This is a genomic window from Psychrobacter sp. AOP5-GZ1-6 (genome assembly GCF_052376345.1).
Lineage (GTDB): Bacteria > Pseudomonadota > Gammaproteobacteria > Pseudomonadales > Moraxellaceae > Psychrobacter.
Map to the genome: position 1 here is coordinate 1 of NZ_JBQSVP010000025.1, position 16,758 is coordinate 16,758.

A 16,758-nucleotide genomic window follows, 5' to 3' on the forward strand; every position below is an offset into this window, starting at 1 on the left:
AGGTTTAGTTCATTCTAAGCCTTTATTTTTAACTATAAAAGGTCGAAAAATAGTCCTGTCCTTGCGAGCTAACTTTTCTAATTCATCAAATCTCCAGTACCTTATACCCCCTCTTTTGTATAAAACCGCCATAACAAAAATTCTACAGAGATATCCTCAATCTTTGCTATCTTGACACTGCTTATTTGCTGTTTCGGTTAATCAATACGACCAATATTATTCAACAGAATTAAAGTAACCAGCGCTATCTCTTATAGACTGAATGATTTTGACACTTATGCCTTCTATTATCTGTCGTTTTTGACAATAAAATGACATTATCGATAGCATGGACAATCTTTAAAAACCCTATGTACAAACTGTTTTTTGGTGTGACCATGATGTACTTTGCGCCTATTGGCTCTACCACATTGACTGTCATAAAACGCTATGGTCGGTCTTTGCTAGCGCTCCCTATCTGTGTCGTTCTTATTGGCTGTGACAACGCTGAACCCAATGATCATAAGGACTTGGCAACGCAAGTCACACCTGTTGATAGCACCGTACCTTCTAACTCAGAGAATGCCAAAAATAACTTGCAAGATAATGACGATCGTTTATCTAGTGTTGATGACCAGTCTAATGAAGCAGTAGAAGGACAGTCATTGATTGCGGCAGCTCAGCCGAGAAACGAGGCACTTACCTCTGGGTCACGAACGACCAATGACACACATAGTAATATCCTACAAGCCACACTAATGGGCGACTACGGAGGCATGGTGCCTTGCACTTCTTGTGACAGTGTCGATATCACACTAAACCTATTTGCTGATGGTTCAGTGCTAAAAACCAGTATTTATAACAACCCTGACACACCGCATACACCACTTTTTGAGTCTGGTATTTATCGTCAAGATAATAATAATATTACGATTGTCTACGAAGACAAAAATATTGAGACGTATCGTATTCAAGACAATCATCTTATCTTAATGAACAAAGACAAAAGCCCTAATAATGACTATACCTTGTCACGTAAATAAAAAACACACAGCGAGTTAGATATAAGTAGTCTCAGATAAAAAACTAAGACACCAAGTACCGTAGCAAACAACGCCTACCTTTAAGGCGTTTTTTATTGGTCATCTAATGGGCTTTACTTTACAATGAGTGACTGTTCACCGCGTTGATATTTTGACAACCGTTTGCTATTTCTGCGACAAAAGGTCGTTAACATGACCATAATCATGTGGGTCGGTTCTATCATGAGCAGCCATGTATTGCGGCTAGACTCACAGATAACGCTTTATTCTATTCTCTTAATTTAAGCTCGTACGGAACGTCTATGCATATTCATATTCTTGGTATTTGTGGTACTTTTATGGGCTCGCTAGCCCTACTGGCGCGAGAGCTTGGACATACCGTCACTGGCTCCGATGCCAATGTTTATCCCCCTATGTCCACCCAACTCCAAAATGCAGGCGTGACTATCGAAGAGGGTTATTTGATAGAACACTTACAGCCAGCGCCAGATTTGGTCGTCGTTGGTAACGCGATGAAGCGCGGTATGGATGTGGTTGAGTATATGCTAGACACAGGACTGCGTTATACCTCAGGTCCACAGTTTTTATCAGAGCAAGTCTTACAATCTCGCCACGTGATAGCCGTTGCTGGTACTCATGGTAAGACGACGACAACGACAATGCTTGCGTGGATATTGCACTATGCTGGTATCGATACTGGGTTTTTGATTGGTGGTGTACCATTAGTCGATACCACTGACGAGCACCTACAGCAGGTCTTCGCGCATAGTAGCTATTTGGGTGCAGAAGCAAGCAGCAATGACAACGCAAAGAGAGGATATTTCGTCATTGAAGCGGACGAATACGACTCTGCCTTTTTTGATAAGCGTTCAAAATTCGTTCATTATCGCCCGCGCACAGCTATCTTAAACAACCTTGAATTTGATCATGCCGATATCTTCGCTGATCTCAATGCCATTCAGACTCAGTTTCATCACATGATACGTATGATTCCAAGTACTGGACAAATCATCATGCCATCAGCTACCAGCAGTTTAGAGGACACTCTAGCAAAAGGAGTTTGGACGCCTGTTTGGCGCACGTCAGTGATTGACAAGAACGCAGCTGACAACCTCGGAAATGATAGCGATTGGCACGCTGAACTTATTAGCGAAGACGGTAGTCAATTTAAAGTGAGCTTTGGTGCAGATAATGACGCTATCGGCACTGTTAATTGGGCAATGAGTGGCATCCATAACGTTAATAACGCTCTAGTTGCTGTGGCAGCTGCTTATGATGTTGGTGTTAGTATTGCCACGGCTTGTGAGGCATTATCCGCATTTGCTGGTATCAAACGTCGCATGGAGTTAATCGGTGATGTGAATGACATCTTAGTTTTCGATGATTTTGCACACCATCCGACTGCCATTACCACGACTTTAGATGGTGCCAAAAAGAAACTGGCTGATAGACGGATTTGGGCCATCATCGAGCCACGTAGTAACACGATGAAAATGGGTATTCACCAAGACAGCCTAGCTGAATCTGCTGCCCTTGCTGATCACACGCTATGGTATGAGCCTACTGGTCTAGAATGGGGCTTAAAAGACGTCATCGAGCAAGCCAATGTGACCAATCCTAATATCAGCAACCAGCAAGTACTGACTAGCACTGATGATATCATCGAACATATCAGCACGCATGCTCAAGCAGGTGATGCGATTGTCATTATGTCTAATGGTGGCTTTGAAGGAATCCATCAACGTCTATTAACAGCATTAGGTGACAAATAGCAGATTTACTGTCCACTTATCACAAGCATCTACATTAAAGCGTGGCATCGTGATCAACGAGCCACGCTTTTTTATTATCAAACAGCCTACCTGTACCGGTGATTAATCAGTATGCATCGCGGTCAGTATTTGCGACTTTGCTACCTTTGTAACCTTTCATTTACCTATCCTGTCTTAATATTAGCAAATTGGCAGTTTTCCTCACATAGCTCATACACTGGTAACATTTCGTGCTTACCTTTACTTCTATGCAGTGCATACAATAACTTCATCAGAGTTCGTTATACATTATAAATGATAATAAATTAGGAGAATAACATGAGCTTTATTTGGATGATTATTGTAGGTTTGGTCGCAGGTCTGTTGGCACGTGCTATCAAGCCAGGTAATGACTCTATGGGCTGGATTATGACTATTGTCTTAGGTATCGTCGGCGCATTAGTTGGTGGTTTCCTTGCCCGACTAGTCGGTATCAACGCTGACGGTGGCTTTACTGGTCTGATATTCTCAGTGATTGGTGCCATCATATTACTGTTTGCCTATGAGATGATTACCAATAAACGTGGCGTATAACTGAACGTAGCATTGACGGTTATGAAGTAGTGATATAAGAAGAAGGTCTCGCTAATTGCGAGGCCTTTTTACTTACCTCAACTATAGAAATGCGCCCTACATTTTTAAAATAATAAAAATCGATAGTTACGGGAAAGTATTGATAAACATTACTTTTGCCCCCATTTATCTTATAATACCAACCCTATTTTATCCTTATCATTGAGGTAAGCGTTATGGCATTACTCCCTATATTGAATTATCCAGACCCACGCCTGCGCACAATTGCCAAGCCTGTAAAGGAAGTGACAGCTGAAATAAAAACCTTAATCGCTGACATGACTGAGACGATGTACGATGCTCAAGGCATTGGTCTGGCAGCCAGTCAGGTAGATCGCCACATTCAACTTATCGTGATGGATTTATCTGAAGAGAAAGACAGTCCGAGAGTTTTTATTAACCCAAAAGTGACACCGCTAGTAGAAGAAAAACAGCCGTATGAAGAAGGTTGCTTATCAGTGCCTGATGTCTATGACAAGGTTGAGCGTCCTACCAAAGTACGTATCGAAGCGCTAGATGAAAACGGTGACAAGATTGACGAAGAAGTAGAAGGCCTACTTGCAGTATGTATCCAACATGAAATGGATCATCTAAATGGGGTTATATTCGTCGATTATCTATCACGTTTAAAGCAGACCCGTGCGCGCGATAAAGTACGTAAAGTTATCAAAATACGCGAAAAAAACCATGAAGAAGCAGCCAATAAGCAGCCTCAGCCCACCAGTTCTTAATGACTTATCGTGTCAGCTGATAGTCATATATACTCAGAATCATTAGCTGCTCGATGACGATACCATTAGTCTGGCTATTAGCCTCTAGCAAAGGCTGTTTCTATTAAAGGTTCCTTAACATGACCATGATCAAAATTGACCAGTACTTTAACCCTGCCAGTTGGCAGAAATTTACCAAAGCGGCTGAAGGTCGCGAGACGCCTTTTTTGGTGGTGGATCTCAGTCGTATCAAGACTAAATACCATGAAATGGTAAGCTTATTTCCTAATGCAAAACTGCATTATGCTATGAAAGCTAGCCCTGCTGTGGAAGTGATTGATCTACTGGCAAACCTTGGTTCAAACTTTGATTGTGCTTCTATTTACGAGCTTGATCGCGTGCTAAATTGCGGTGTCGAGCCATCTCGTATTTCTTATGGCAATACCATCAAAAAAGCTGAACACGTGAAATATGCCTTTGAAAAAGGGATTGATCTGTATGCAACCGACTCAGAAGCAGATCTAAAAAATATTGCAAAACAGGCGCCAGGCGCTAAGATATTCGTTCGTATCTTAGTTCAGGGCTCAGATACTGCAGAATGGCCGCTATCACGTAAGTTTGGCTGTCACCCGAATATGGCCATCGAGCTATTGATTCAAGCACGTGATTTGGGCTTGGTTCCTTATGGCATCTCGTTTCATGTCGGTAGCCAGCAAAAAGACGTCGCTGCGTGGGATGATGCTTTGGCTAAGGTCAAATACATATCTGACTGGATGAAGAACGAAGAAGGTATCAAGCTGCAAATGATTAATTTGGGCGGTGGATTCCCAACCAACTACATTAGCGAAGTCAATCCTATCAAAGTCTATGCCGAAGAGATTACCCGCTATTTGACTGATGACTACAATGAAGATGAGATGCCAGAAATTATTTTAGAGCCTGGTCGTTCATTGGTTGGAGGCTCAGGGGTATTGGTTAGTGATGTGGTACTGATCTCCCGAAAATCCAATACTGACCTGACTCGTTGGGTATATACAGACGTTGGTTTATTCCAAGGATTGATCGAGACACTGGGTGAAGCCATTAAGTACCCTGTTTATACGCCTAAGATGGAAACCTCTACCAGTGAAGGAACGGTTGTGTTGGCAGGTCCTACCTGTGACTCAACTGATATCATGTACGAAGAAGCAGGTTATCAATTACCAGAAGAGCTTGAGATTGGTGATAAAATCTATTGGCTAACCACTGGGGCTTATACCAACTCTTACTCATCGGTTGAATTTAACGGTTTTCCACCACTCGAAGTCGTTTATATTGATTAGCTTTGAATCATTACTCGTTAATAGAAATAGAAAAAGCGCGGCACTGTTTATCGTAGTGACGCGCTTTTTCGTATTTGTCCAAAAACTGGATTGATAGCTGCTTGGCTACTGTACTAATAGTGAAATAGGCACATTGTTATTACTGTTAGTTGTCTGATTACCACCATAGCTGCTACTTTGGTTTTGACTGCTTTGAGAGATTTTTCCGATAGTTACCCACTGCCCGCGAGACACGATAATCGTACTATTCAAACGTTGGCCTTGAATGGCATGATTAACAGAACTGCTGCGATTATAAGGCGAATTGGATCGCGCTAGGCTTTCCTCTACTTGGGATAGTTGCACCTCGACTTGACCTGTGGGTAGCAGTCTTGGTGTTACCGTAATTCCCTGTGTCGTTGGTAGCAATACTTGCTGCTGGATAGTAATCTGCGGCCTTATATTATAGCGATTAGCACGATAACTCTGAGTCAGTGAATAGAGCGTGCCAGTGCTGATACTTGCCGCACTACCAGATAAGGTTTGTACTTGATATGAATTACTGCCCTGCTGCTGACGGTTACTTTGGTTAATGATACCTGACCCTTGGACACCGCGATTAGTCATAATAACCTGACCTTGCTGGATACTACTCTGTGTGCTGCTATTATTGCCAACGCGCACTGAGACGGTTAAGGCTTGTGGTTGACCATCAATTTGAGTCAAGAGCTGTTGTACTGCTTGATAATTAGCTGCTGTGGTATTCAATACTAATTTGTCTTGATACGTTGTGACTGTGCCGCCATCACGGCTGCTGTTTAACTGCTGACGCACCGCAGGTAGTAATGTGTCACCGCCATAAGTATGAATGACATAGGTGTCATAAGTCGCTGCTTGTACCACGACAGGTAAGGCTACCAGACTAGTCGCTAAGAGCGTATGGCCCACATAGCCAATGTTTTTACTGGCCATAAAAGCTCTACTAACCACCTTTATTAAATTTTGTCTAAACGTATCCATGTCTATCTCCTATAGTCAGTCCTAAATAAAACAGATACAAATGTAACCATGCGATACTGGTATACATTTTCCTTGCTTGCTATGCCTGCGCAGACAGAGGCTACGCAAAATGCACCCAGTATCGCTGTATTTATTTTATAGTGGATCGACTATAGCAGCGACTCATCATTTATTAAGATGTAATCAAGAGAGGCTGAAAAATTAATCATCCCAGCACTTACCATTTAAGCCTTAATCATTTAAACCTAACACATCCTGCATATCATACTGCCCTACTTTTTGCTCGATAATCCAAGTAGCTGCACGCACTGCACCAGCAGCAAAGGTCATACGCGCACGGGCACGATGGGTGATTTCAACCACTTCACCATCAGCGATAAACATCACGGTATGGTCACCGATGATTTCGCCACCACGAATCGCATGGATACCAATCGTACCTGCTTCACGTTCACCTGTTTGTCCTTCACGGCCATAAATGGCGACGTCTTTTAGGTTCTGTCCACGAGCTTCTGCGACGGCTTCTGCCATCATATAAGCCGTACCTGATGGGGCATCAATTTTGTGCTTATGATGCGCTTCGATCACTTCTACATCGGCGTCATCACCAAATGCTTTGGCTGCCATGCCCAGTAGTTTTAGTGATAAATTCACGCCAGTTGAATAGTTGCCAGCATAAACGATCGCAATTTTTTCACTCGCTGTAGCCAGTACTTGCTCTTGCTGTGCATTGAAACCTGTCGTACCGATAACCATCGCGACATTATGCTCGGCACAAACCTGCATGTTTTGTTCGGTGGCATCAGGCAAGCTGAAATCAATCAGCACATCAATATCGTTCACGACGGCTGTTAAATCATCAACAATTTGTACATCTAAGCAGCCTATAGCAGCAACTTCACCAGCGTCAGCACCGACAAGACTTGATCCTTGACGCTCAATCGCTGCATTTAAAGTGGTTTTTGGGTTTTGTTGTACCGCTTCGATAAGCATACGACCCATACGACCACCAGCACCGATGACACCAACATTGATGGTTTGTTCTGTTATTTGTGAACTCATATTTTTATCCTGAATATTTTATTTTTAGTGAAACAGCTGTTACATATTATTTATGGTCAGTTTAGCAAATATCACTACCTGAGTGGTTTTTTATACAGCTGATAACATACAGTTGATAAAAAGCCCCAAAGTTTCATGTGAAACCTTGGGGCTGGTTTAGATAACTTTTTAACTGATACTTTTTTTGGCTATGACCAATTAGTCAGCCGTATCAGTCAAACAACTCGCCAATTTTTTTGAAGAATGATTTTTTATGTGGCGACTGTTGATGCTTACTATCACCATCCAAGGTATCTTGGAATTGACGTAATAGGTCTTTTTGTTCACCCGTTAGATTCACTGGCGTCTCAATGATAACACGGCAAATCAAATCACCTTTCATCGTTGTACGTACTGGAGTCACACCTTTACCGCGTACACGCAGCAACTTACCACTTTGCGTACCTTCTGCAACCTTCAGCTTCACTTTGCCATCTAGTGTTGGAATTTCAACCTCTTTACCCAATGCAGCATCGGTAATACTAACGGGCACATCCATATACAGATCAGCACCTTGACGGGTAAAGACATTATGCGCTTTGACACGAACTTCAACATATAGGTCGCCGTTTTGAACACCAGCGCCGCCCGCTTCGCCTTCACCTGCGAGACGAACGCGATCACCATCATCGACACCAGCTGGAATAGAAACTTCTAGCGTACGTGATTTGTCTTTGACGCCATTACCATGGCAATCAGGACAAGGGTTTTTGATCTGCTTACCTGTGCCGCCACAATGCGGGCAAGCTTGCTGAACCGCAAAGAAGCCTTGCTGCATACGAACTTGACCTTGGCCGTTACACGTTGGACAAGTCACAATGTCAGAGGCATTTTTTGCGCCTTTGCCATCACAAGTGTCACAAGGCGCAGGAGCCGTGAAGCTGATTTCTTTTTTGCAGCCACGCACCGCTTCTTCTAGCGTCAATTCAATGACATAACGTAGGTCTGAACCACGGCGCGAACGTCCACCACCGCCACCACCACGCTGCTGACCAAAGATATCGCCAAAGTTACCAAAGATATCGCCAAAGATATCTTGGAAATTACCGCCTGCACCACCGAAGCCGCCGCCACCGCCCATACCATTTTCAAAGGCTGAGTGACCCATACGATCATAGGCTGAGCGCTTTTCTGCGTCACTCAATACCTCATAAGCCATTGACGCTTCTTTAAATTTATCTTCTGCATCAGGGTCGTCAGAGTTACGGTCTGGATGGTATTTCATGGCCAGCTTACGGTAAGCTCGCTTAATTTCCTTGCTATCAGCAGTTTTGCTGACACCTAACACTTCATAAAAATCACGCTTGCTCATGGGCTCTCCTATCGTCTTTACAGTCCACCGGCCAGTCGATTCATCAGCCTCAATCAACCATCACCACTTAGTATCACTCACAGTTATTCATAAAGGTTTCACATGAAACACAATGAACAATCAGAAAGGATAGATGATAATGATGTGAATCCTACAGGTAGATACGGCGGATTACTGCTTAGCCAAATCAATTATTAAAAGTTTGCGCTATTTATGGAGATGGCATAGTGATTTATCAAGCTTTTAGCGATGGAAAGTATCGCTTAGGAATATTTCGTCATTACAAAAAGGTTTTATTAAGGAATGAACAAAGCTTTTCATACCTCAATAACGTTAAGCCATGCTAATATTTATCGTCCAAGTTTTTGGTCTTTTATATTAATAACTATCCAAATTACTAAGTTTGCGACAAGGTATCGATTTTTATGAAGAAGCTGATTGTTTTATTACTCCTCATCGCAGTAACTATCTATGCAGGTTCGCCTTATTATAGTGCCTATCAGCTCAAAAATGCTTATGATGCCAACGACGGTGCGACGATTGCAGCAGCGATTGACTATGATCAAGTCAAACCTAGCATCCAAAACCAATTGACCAACCAGTTTACTCAGACAATGACTCAATACCCTCTCGTCTCTCAATTAGGCGGTGAGGCTCTGACTAAGGCCGCCGATGATTTTATCGTCAAGGCAGTCGATGGTGCGATTACCTCAGAGAATATCGAAAAGGTCATTAGCACTCAAGGTCAAGCCAACACGGCTACTAAAGAGCTAGCGGCAGCTTGGGCTATCGCTAGCAATCAAGTCAACCTCCAAAGCTTGATTCAGAACCTGATCGCCCAGCGCGGTGATATAGACGCTGTGATCAAAACCCAAATGCAGCAAGTGATGGAAAAACAAGCCGCTGAACTAGAACAGCAAGTGGCGCAAGGCTCTGATAGTGACAAACCTAAGCTAAGCTACTGTGGTATCAACTGCTTCACTGTTAGCGGACAAGTTAAAGGGTATCCACTGACTATAGAGATGCAACGTGATGGTCTCATTGATTGGAAAATCGTGGACATCGTGCTGCCGTAATACACAATACAGCCATAGCAGATAGCATGGCTATAGCAAACAAAATGCTGTGTCTATTTTTTAAATAGAAGAGTTTAAAACTGAGGACTTGGAACTATTAAGCTATTTTATAAGTGAATTTATGATGCAAACTAAAACAACACCGCAAGAACTACCCAACCAGACTCATCATTCGTCTACTGCCCCAGAGCCTGCTACATCAGCACCTATGACGATACTAGATGGCGGGATGGGCCGTGAGCTTGAACAGCGCGGTGCGCCTTTTCGCCAACCTGAATGGTCAGCGCTATCATTGAGCCTAGCTCCAGATAGTGTGCGTGATATCCATTTGGACTACATAAAATCTGGTGCAACTGTCATCACTGTTAATAGTTATGCCGTTACCCCTTATCATTTAGGAGATGCGTTTTTTACTGAAGGCGAAGCACTTATAGAAACAGCGGCAAAACTCGCCTTTGAGGCCGTACAAGCCAATAATTCACAGACAGATAAAAGCCTTAACAGTCCAAAAAATGTGAAAGTCGCTGGCTGTTTACCACCGTTATTTGGCTCTTATCGACCAGATTTATTCGATGCTGAGCAAGCGCCCGCTATTGCGCGGCCACTATTATCAGCGCAAGCAAACTATGCGGATATGTGGTTGGTAGAGACGCAAAGTAGTATCGTGGAAGCGCAAACATGGCATCAGCTGATTGAGGGTTTCACAGCAACCAAAAAAGAACTCATGGCAAAAACAGATACCCTGTCTAAACCCATTTGGATCGCATTTACATTAGATGACAGTCAACTACCACTAGATGTCACTACTGATAACACTGCCGAAGCTGACCAAGCCATTAGTCCACCTGTACTGCCTACACTGCGTTCTGGCGAATCAGTGGCAGAGGCCATACAGGCTATGATGGCGTTGAATGTTAATGCAGTATTATTTAACTGTAGCCAACCCGAGGTCATGGCCTCTGCACTACAAGTCGCAAAGGCTATGATCGATGAAGCAGGGTCACCCATGCAGCTGGGTGTATATGCCAATGCCTTTGTATCAAAACAAAGCCACAAACAGGCAAACGCACAACTGCGCCAGATACGTGAGGATACAACTCCTGAGCATTATCTGACTTGGGCTAAGCTTTGGCAAGGCTCTGGTGCAAGCATTATCGGTGGTTGCTGTGGCATTGGTACCGAGCATATTGAGCAGCTCGCACAGCACCTGACCCCGCAGTAATCATTCTTTATCAGAAGTAAGTATGTTTTATATAGCTACTAGTCTGTCAAAGCTATGTTCCAGACAAGGCGCAGTCAAAAATAATATTAATACCTGAGCAAGACTGGTAACGCAGTATGGGGCAACTTACTCTACGCCTAAGAACTCTAAGAATTCAGGGCTCTCAAAGCTGGCTTGGTAGAGCACGCCATCCTCGCGGTAGATAGCAGGCGTGGCTATGACGGCCAGTCCAGCTGCTTTTTCGCGGTTAGGGGTCACATGATCTGTACTACAGCTCGCTGGTGCAGGTGTCATCTGACCCGCTAGCATGGCTTTATCAAAAGCTTTACGGCGCTCGTCTTCACTGCCCTGACACCAGATACCACGCATCTGCTCAGGTGATGCTTCGTATATCGGATAACCAATCACGTTGACGGTGACACCTTTCGCATTGAGCATTGGTACTTGCTGATGCAGGCGGCGGCAGTATGGACAATTCACATCGTCAGCCACATAAATGACAGCACGTTCTTTACTGGTTGCCGGATAGGTAATGATTTGGCTCTTATCCAGTGTCGCAAACACAGACTGGTTCTTCAGTGCTTCGAACTCTTCATCAAGCCCCACAAACTGACCGTTTTCGATGACCGATATCTCGCCATCGGTGATGTACTGTGCATCATCTGATAATAAGAAAGGCACGCCTTCTAACGTCGCACCCCAAATCACACCCGGCACGGCGGTATAAAAGAACGGTGTTTTGGCGCTCATGTTTTTGAGCGCAGACATATTGGCCAATATGTTTGATTTAGTGCTAGCACTGACCGGCTGGCCCAGTTGCGCGCTCGTACTACGAGCAGGCGCTTCGGTCACGACACGCTTGCTCGGGTTCTTTTGTAGCTCGCCTTGGATGACGTACTTACCGTCTTCAGTAATGTGCAATGGCAACTGTCCTGCCAAATTGACTTGATACATATTGGGTAAGTTGGACGGCACAATAGAGGTAATTTGCGTTTTGATACCTGCCTGAGTCAGTAATTGGCGCAAGCGATTGTCAACAGACTGACTGACACTTCCATCTGCTTGTGTGCCTGTAGCAGTTGTGTTTTGGGAACTCATATTTTGGGCGCTTTGAGCGTTTTGGCTCACATTATTACTGGTGGCATCAGGTGTACTGGGCTGAGCGCAGGCTGTGGTTGCCAATAGTACAGTACTAATGAGACCAGCAGATTTTAAGGCGAATAATTTCACAGAGACAGTCCTATCGAATTGGTCATAATGACAGTTTTAATAAAAAAGGTAGTTTATGGCCGCCACGTGGTATTGGACTAGTAACGACTATAGTTGAGTTCAAATAATTTCGATACAAGGAAATCGAGTGCAAGCGATACATTAGTATGGTCAGCGAGGATGACGATGTAGCGGACTTATATGGATTTGATTATATATTATGTAAAAATATAGATTAAAGAGATAGTAAGACTTTAGCACAAGCACATCCCTTACAAAGCCTTAAAAGCTTGGTTTTGCAAAATTGCTACCTAGCTTTAAGAGATAGGCAACACATCCTGCCCTAAAAATAAGAGAAAAAAAGCAGCACACTGTTTAGTGGCTGCTCATTTTAGACAAATGCTATGTGTTATTTGAAGGTTAAATTATATGAAAGCGAGATAAAGCAGCTTTTTAAAATTTAACAGTCTCTTAAAACTTAGCGACTTCTTCTGGCGTTAAGAAACGGCTATCGCCTTTTTCTAGGCCTTCTAGATTGATGTGACCGATACTGGCGCGGTGCAATTCCGTGACTCTATTGCCAAAGTAACCCATCATACGTTTTACTTGATGGTATTTGCCCTGCTCTAGCGTCAGGCGTGCATGTTTTTCATCAATGAACTCAAGAGTAGCCGGTTTGGTTGGCTCGTGATCACCTTCTAATAAAATACCTTCCGCGACTTTTTTGATTGCATGGGCCTGAGCATCGCTGTCCATTGCCTCAGCCAAAGTCAGCTCATAAACCTTGGCATGTTCATGCTTAGGGCTAGTCACACGATGTAGCCAGCCACCGTCATCACTGATTAGTAGCGCACCAGTAGTATCGACATCGAGACGTCCTGCGATACGCAAGCTACCAAGCTCTGGCACAGCGATGAGCTCAGTGACGATTGGGTATTCTTTGGCCTTTAGCGTACATTCAAACCCTTCAGGCTTATAAAGTAAGATATAACGACTGCCAGTTGCGACTGATAACGGCTCACCGCCCCACATCACTTCGTCATTGATGATATCGACATGCAAGCCAGGATCTTTGACGACCTGCTCATTTACCATCACTTCACCAGCATGCATGATTTTTTTGGATTCTTTGCGTGACAGCTCAGTGGCTTTGCTAATAAATTTATCTAGACGCATACTATTTACTACCATCCGTTTTATGATACCTACTCTACCTCAGTAGCAGCAATGCAAGCGGTCATACTAAGCTTGCTCACTATCTTGACGGGTAAGAAATGGTACTATAATAAAAATTAAATAAACACTGCGCCAAATACGGACAACAGTGAAAGTTAGACAAGTTTACCATATCCAACCTATAGACCTGATGAAATATGAGTTATCAAACGTTAAAACGTGCCGTCACTGCTCGCTTAGAAATCAAAAAATCCGAGTTTATTGCCTATGCTTATCCAGTAGCTACACGCGAAGACGCAATGTTTCACGTGGAACAACTACGCGACAAATATCCCGATGCGCGTCACCACTGCTGGGCTTATATCATTGGCGATCCAAATAATACCACTAGTGCAGGCTTCGATGACGATGGCGAACCAAGCGGTACGGCTGGACGTCCGATACTAAATGTGTTGCAGCACAAATCTATCGGCAATGTGATTATCATCGTGGTGCGTTATTTTGGTGGTATTAAACTGGGTGCAGGTGGTCTCACCCGTGCTTATGCAGGATCGGCACAAGCAGCAGTCGATCAGATGACCTTGAACGCTTATGTACCAATGGCGAAAGTGCAGATAGTGGCAGAGTTTGCCACCGAAGCGCAATGCCGTTACGTCGTCGATAGCCTGAGCGGTCGCATCGACGATGTCGCTTACAGTAAACAAGTCACCCTGACTGTGACCCTTGCTGAGGCAGATATTAATAGCTTGAAAGAACGATTGGCGATGAATGGGCGGGTGTTGGAGAAATAGTTTGAAGACACGCATTAAGCGATACGTATTTGACTGACTGATACTCAGTAGCTGACCCTGAGTAACCATGCGTTCACTCAAAATTATTGGTTTTAAACATTAGCCTCGGTATGATAAGACATTGCTTTTTAACAATAATTAAATAAGAGCCATTTATGTCAGCATCCAACTCGACCAAACCTTTCTCTCCAGCGCCTTTTAAACCGCCATTTTGGCTGACCAATCCACATCTACAAAGCATCTTGCCCAAATTCTTTGCACCCAAAGCTCCGACCTATCGGCGCGTGGTCGAAAAAGACTCATTGGACGAGAGTGATATTGCCTACGACTTTTATGATGCGCACCCTGTAACAGAATCGACAGCTGGTGAGCTTGAACAGACACCGTTAATCGTACTATTTCATGGAATGGAAGGCAGTAGTGACAGTCATTATGCTCGTGCGTTGGCGTATCAAATGCATGCCCAAGGCTGGCACTTTGTCGTCGCCCATTTCCGTAGTTGTGGCGGTATTCCTGCCAGCGGTACCGTATTTTATAATGCTGGTGATACAGATGAGGTACATCACGCGCTACAGAATTTGCGCGAGCAGTATGCCAATATCTATGCGGTTGGCGTGTCACTCGGTGGTAATGCACTAGCGAAGTACATGGGCGAGTATGGTGACGAAGCCATCTGCAAAGGCGCTGCGGTCATCTCTGCTCCCGTCGATATGTCGTCAGCGGCCATTACCATGCACAGCTTTTTGAGTCATCGTATCTATACGCCGTATTTGCTTAATCCAATTATCAAAAAAGCACTCGCCAATGACTTGAGCAAAGACGAAATCGACGCTATCAAATCATCCAATCGCATCAGTGATTTTGATGATATTTTTACCGCGCCGCGTCATGGTTATCGCTCTAAGAACGACTATTATCATACGGCCTCCGCTCTACCATATCTAAGAAACGTTACCCAGCCACTACTACTCATTAGCGCTAAAGACGATCCGTTTATCGGTTTCACTGCGACGCCAAACGATGTCTCAGATAGTGTGACTATTTTGGACACTCCGCACGGTGGTCATATCGGTTATCTGCGTTATCGTTCAGACAATAATCAGGCCAAAAATAAATCGTCTGTCACCGAAGGTAAAGAGTCTAAAACTTCAAAATTCGATATCAATTGGATACCCGAAACCGTCAGCGCTTATTTCAATTGGATTGGTGTGGCTTCTATTAGCGAACCTTCTCAGGATATAGGCTCTGACAATAAATAATCATTGTCATCAATGATAAAACAATAATGTTATCTTTTAACCCTTTTGAGAGTGCGCTATGTACCCATTTATCCGTTATGCCAGCACCATCGCTCGTGCCGCCCTAAAAACGAAAAAAGGCGATACATTAACTTTTAAAGACACCAGTGAGATTCAGTTTCGCTGCCGCTTATCTGATATCGATAATTTTTTGGAGATGAATAACGGCCGCGTATTTACGCTGTATGATTTGGGACGTATGGATTTTGCGGTACGTACTGGACTTGGCAAGCAGCTGTTAAAACAACGTTGGGGGTTGGTGATCGCGGGCAGCACCATCCAATATCGTAAGCGTATTCGCGCCTTTCAAAAAGTCACGCTAAAGACCAAAATCGTCGGTATCGATGCGCGCTGGATCTATATCGAGCAATCGATGTGGGTGAAAGGTAAACCCTGCTCCTCTGGGCTACTGCGTACGGGTGTGACCAAGGGTGGCAAAGTGATCGACCCGGCACAAGTACTGGCAGTATTAGGACAGTCTGATTGGACGATGCCTCCGACCGGTTATGTGGCCGAATGGATAGAGAGTGATGCCGACCGCCCATGGCCGCCTATCGCTTAAAATGTCTAAAACTCACGCATATCTCTGTAAACAGACGCCTTGTGACGACAGCGTAAAAAGAACGATACTGTTTGATAACAATACATTATACAAAAAAACATAATAACTGCTAGGATACTAGTAAGCGTATCAAAAAAAACAAATACCTTACTAGGAGCATCACGCAATGAATACTACTGATTATGTCGGCACGTTATTTGATAATAGTGAATCAAATCCAAACAAGATCACTGTCGCCTTTACTATGGCAGGTGTGGCACTGAAAAAAGGCCATTCTGCCTCAGTGATACTGATGGTGGATGCGGTACATTTGGCACTGCCCAACGCTTTGGCTGATGTGAGTATTGGTGCACCGTTTGAACCTGCTGGTGAATTGCTAGAAGCCTTTATCGAAAAAGGCGGTCAAGTATTGGTCTGCGGTGCTTGCATGAAACACAACGGCGTGGAAGAGTCAGATATTGATAAGCGTTTTGAAGTGATTAGCGGTGATGATGTGGTTGAGCTGCTGATGAATGCAAAAGGGTCTTTGCAGTTGAATTAAACAGTAAACAAAATCAGTCAATAAATATGTTGG

General features: G+C 43.8%; 16 protein-coding genes. 11 read left to right on the top strand and 5 right to left on the bottom strand.

Annotated features, from left to right (window positions below; translation table 11 throughout):
• The first annotated feature begins 311 nt into the window (after positions 1 to 311).
• The 5 genes from ACT3RN_RS05330 (at position 312) to ACT3RN_RS05350 (ending at position 5,438) form a co-directional block, all read left to right on the top strand.
• Positions 312 to 1,022 carry a copper resistance protein NlpE N-terminal domain-containing protein gene (locus ACT3RN_RS05330; protein WP_225739080.1) on the top strand — a complete coding sequence of 237 codons (711 nt, stop codon included), beginning with the start codon at positions 312 to 314 and terminating at the stop codon, positions 1,020 to 1,022.
• Between the two features lie 302 nt (positions 1,023 to 1,324).
• Complete coding sequence (mpl, locus tag ACT3RN_RS05335; protein ID WP_192518500.1) at positions 1,325 to 2,794, top strand: UDP-N-acetylmuramate:L-alanyl-gamma-D-glutamyl-meso-diaminopimelate ligase; 1,470 nt, start codon at positions 1,325 to 1,327, stop codon at positions 2,792 to 2,794.
• Between the two features lie 318 nt (positions 2,795 to 3,112).
• Complete coding sequence (locus ACT3RN_RS05340) at positions 3,113 to 3,367, top strand: GlsB/YeaQ/YmgE family stress response membrane protein (protein ID WP_192518499.1); 255 nt, start codon at positions 3,113 to 3,115, stop codon at positions 3,365 to 3,367.
• 215 nt (positions 3,368 to 3,582) lie between these two features.
• Positions 3,583 to 4,137: a peptide deformylase gene (def, locus tag ACT3RN_RS05345; RefSeq protein WP_192518498.1), complete on the top strand. Its 555-nt coding sequence runs from the start codon at positions 3,583 to 3,585 to the stop codon at positions 4,135 to 4,137.
• A 125-nt stretch (positions 4,138 to 4,262) separates the two neighbouring features.
• Positions 4,263 to 5,438: a type III PLP-dependent enzyme gene (locus tag ACT3RN_RS05350; protein ID WP_192518518.1), complete on the top strand. Its 1,176-nt coding sequence runs from the start codon at positions 4,263 to 4,265 to the stop codon at positions 5,436 to 5,438.
• Positions 5,439 to 5,543: 105 nt separating this feature from the next.
• Here ACT3RN_RS05350 and ACT3RN_RS05355 read toward each other — a convergent pair whose 3' ends face one another.
• From ACT3RN_RS05355 to dnaJ, 3 genes are all read right to left on the bottom strand, one after another.
• Positions 5,544 to 6,437 (bottom strand): hypothetical protein, encoded by an 894-nt coding sequence (locus tag ACT3RN_RS05355; RefSeq protein WP_192518497.1) that lies wholly within the window; start codon positions 6,435 to 6,437, stop codon positions 5,544 to 5,546.
• A 231-nt stretch (positions 6,438 to 6,668) separates the two neighbouring features.
• Positions 6,669 to 7,499, bottom strand: coding sequence for a 4-hydroxy-tetrahydrodipicolinate reductase (dapB, locus tag ACT3RN_RS05360; RefSeq protein WP_192518496.1), 831 nt, complete (start codon positions 7,497 to 7,499; stop codon positions 6,669 to 6,671).
• A gap of 211 nt (positions 7,500 to 7,710) precedes the next feature.
• Positions 7,711 to 8,850, bottom strand: a complete 1,140-nt coding sequence (dnaJ, locus tag ACT3RN_RS05365; RefSeq protein WP_192518495.1) for a molecular chaperone DnaJ — start codon at positions 8,848 to 8,850, stop codon at positions 7,711 to 7,713.
• A gap of 425 nt (positions 8,851 to 9,275) precedes the next feature.
• Between dnaJ and ACT3RN_RS05370 the strand changes: the two genes are divergently transcribed.
• Positions 9,276 to 9,926 carry a DUF2939 domain-containing protein gene (locus ACT3RN_RS05370; protein WP_192518494.1) on the top strand — a complete coding sequence of 217 codons (651 nt, stop codon included), beginning with the start codon at positions 9,276 to 9,278 and terminating at the stop codon, positions 9,924 to 9,926.
• Positions 9,927 to 10,047: 121 nt separating this feature from the next.
• Entirely contained in the window at positions 10,048 to 11,148 is a 1,101-nt protein-coding gene (locus ACT3RN_RS05375) for a homocysteine S-methyltransferase family protein (protein ID WP_413038427.1), read from the top strand.
• 126 nt (positions 11,149 to 11,274) lie between these two features.
• Here the strand turns inward: ACT3RN_RS05375 and ACT3RN_RS05380 are convergent, their stop codons facing one another.
• Both ACT3RN_RS05380 and ACT3RN_RS05385 read right to left on the bottom strand, forming a co-directional pair.
• Positions 11,275 to 12,378: a disulfide isomerase DsbC N-terminal domain-containing protein gene (locus tag ACT3RN_RS05380; RefSeq protein ID WP_192518493.1), complete on the bottom strand. Its 1,104-nt coding sequence runs from the start codon at positions 12,376 to 12,378 to the stop codon at positions 11,275 to 11,277.
• A gap of 450 nt (positions 12,379 to 12,828) precedes the next feature.
• Positions 12,829 to 13,533 carry a pseudouridine synthase gene (locus tag ACT3RN_RS05385; RefSeq protein WP_192518492.1) on the bottom strand — a complete coding sequence of 235 codons (705 nt, stop codon included), beginning with the start codon at positions 13,531 to 13,533 and terminating at the stop codon, positions 12,829 to 12,831.
• A gap of 197 nt (positions 13,534 to 13,730) precedes the next feature.
• Here ACT3RN_RS05385 and ACT3RN_RS05390 point away from each other — a divergent pair, with 197 nt between their 5' ends.
• From ACT3RN_RS05390 to ACT3RN_RS05405, 4 genes are all read left to right on the top strand, one after another.
• Positions 13,731 to 14,324 carry a YigZ family protein gene (locus ACT3RN_RS05390; RefSeq protein WP_192518491.1) on the top strand — a complete coding sequence of 198 codons (594 nt, stop codon included), beginning with the start codon at positions 13,731 to 13,733 and terminating at the stop codon, positions 14,322 to 14,324.
• A 155-nt stretch (positions 14,325 to 14,479) separates the two neighbouring features.
• Complete coding sequence (locus ACT3RN_RS05395) at positions 14,480 to 15,583, top strand: YheT family hydrolase (RefSeq protein WP_192518490.1); 1,104 nt, start codon at positions 14,480 to 14,482, stop codon at positions 15,581 to 15,583.
• A 58-nt stretch (positions 15,584 to 15,641) separates the two neighbouring features.
• The gene (locus ACT3RN_RS05400; RefSeq protein ID WP_192518489.1) at positions 15,642 to 16,184 is read left to right on the top strand and encodes an acyl-CoA thioesterase; all 543 of its coding nucleotides are present in this window, start codon (positions 15,642 to 15,644) and stop codon (positions 16,182 to 16,184) included.
• Between the two features lie 166 nt (positions 16,185 to 16,350).
• Entirely contained in the window at positions 16,351 to 16,725 is a 375-nt protein-coding gene (locus ACT3RN_RS05405; protein WP_192518488.1) for a DsrE family protein, read from the top strand.
• Positions 16,726 to 16,758: the final 33 nt, after the last annotated feature.

What these genes read in the sequence shown, in the direction of transcription:
- ACT3RN_RS05330 (WP_225739080.1), top strand. Translation starts at nt 312, where the DNA reads ATGACATTATCGATAGCATGGACAATCTTTAAAAACCCTATGTACAAA.
- mpl (WP_192518500.1), top strand. Translation starts at nt 1,325, where the DNA reads ATGCATATTCATATTCTTGGTATTTGTGGTACTTTTATGGGCTCGCTA.
- ACT3RN_RS05340 (WP_192518499.1), top strand. Translation starts at nt 3,113, where the DNA reads ATGAGCTTTATTTGGATGATTATTGTAGGTTTGGTCGCAGGTCTGTTG.
- def (WP_192518498.1), top strand. Translation starts at nt 3,583, where the DNA reads ATGGCATTACTCCCTATATTGAATTATCCAGACCCACGCCTGCGCACA.
- ACT3RN_RS05350 (WP_192518518.1), top strand. Translation starts at nt 4,263, where the DNA reads ATGATCAAAATTGACCAGTACTTTAACCCTGCCAGTTGGCAGAAATTT.
- ACT3RN_RS05355 (WP_192518497.1), bottom strand. Translation starts at nt 6,437, where the DNA reads ATGGATACGTTTAGACAAAATTTAATAAAGGTGGTTAGTAGAGCTTTT.
- dapB (WP_192518496.1), bottom strand. Translation starts at nt 7,499, where the DNA reads ATGAGTTCACAAATAACAGAACAAACCATCAATGTTGGTGTCATCGGT.
- dnaJ (WP_192518495.1), bottom strand. Translation starts at nt 8,850, where the DNA reads ATGAGCAAGCGTGATTTTTATGAAGTGTTAGGTGTCAGCAAAACTGCT.
- ACT3RN_RS05370 (WP_192518494.1), top strand. Translation starts at nt 9,276, where the DNA reads ATGAAGAAGCTGATTGTTTTATTACTCCTCATCGCAGTAACTATCTAT.
- ACT3RN_RS05375 (WP_413038427.1), top strand. Translation starts at nt 10,048, where the DNA reads ATGATGCAAACTAAAACAACACCGCAAGAACTACCCAACCAGACTCAT.
- ACT3RN_RS05385 (WP_192518492.1), bottom strand. Translation starts at nt 13,533, where the DNA reads ATGCGTCTAGATAAATTTATTAGCAAAGCCACTGAGCTGTCACGCAAA.
- ACT3RN_RS05390 (WP_192518491.1), top strand. Translation starts at nt 13,731, where the DNA reads ATGAGTTATCAAACGTTAAAACGTGCCGTCACTGCTCGCTTAGAAATC.
- ACT3RN_RS05395 (WP_192518490.1), top strand. Translation starts at nt 14,480, where the DNA reads ATGTCAGCATCCAACTCGACCAAACCTTTCTCTCCAGCGCCTTTTAAA.
- ACT3RN_RS05400 (WP_192518489.1), top strand. Translation starts at nt 15,642, where the DNA reads ATGTACCCATTTATCCGTTATGCCAGCACCATCGCTCGTGCCGCCCTA.
- ACT3RN_RS05405 (WP_192518488.1), top strand. Translation starts at nt 16,351, where the DNA reads ATGAATACTACTGATTATGTCGGCACGTTATTTGATAATAGTGAATCA.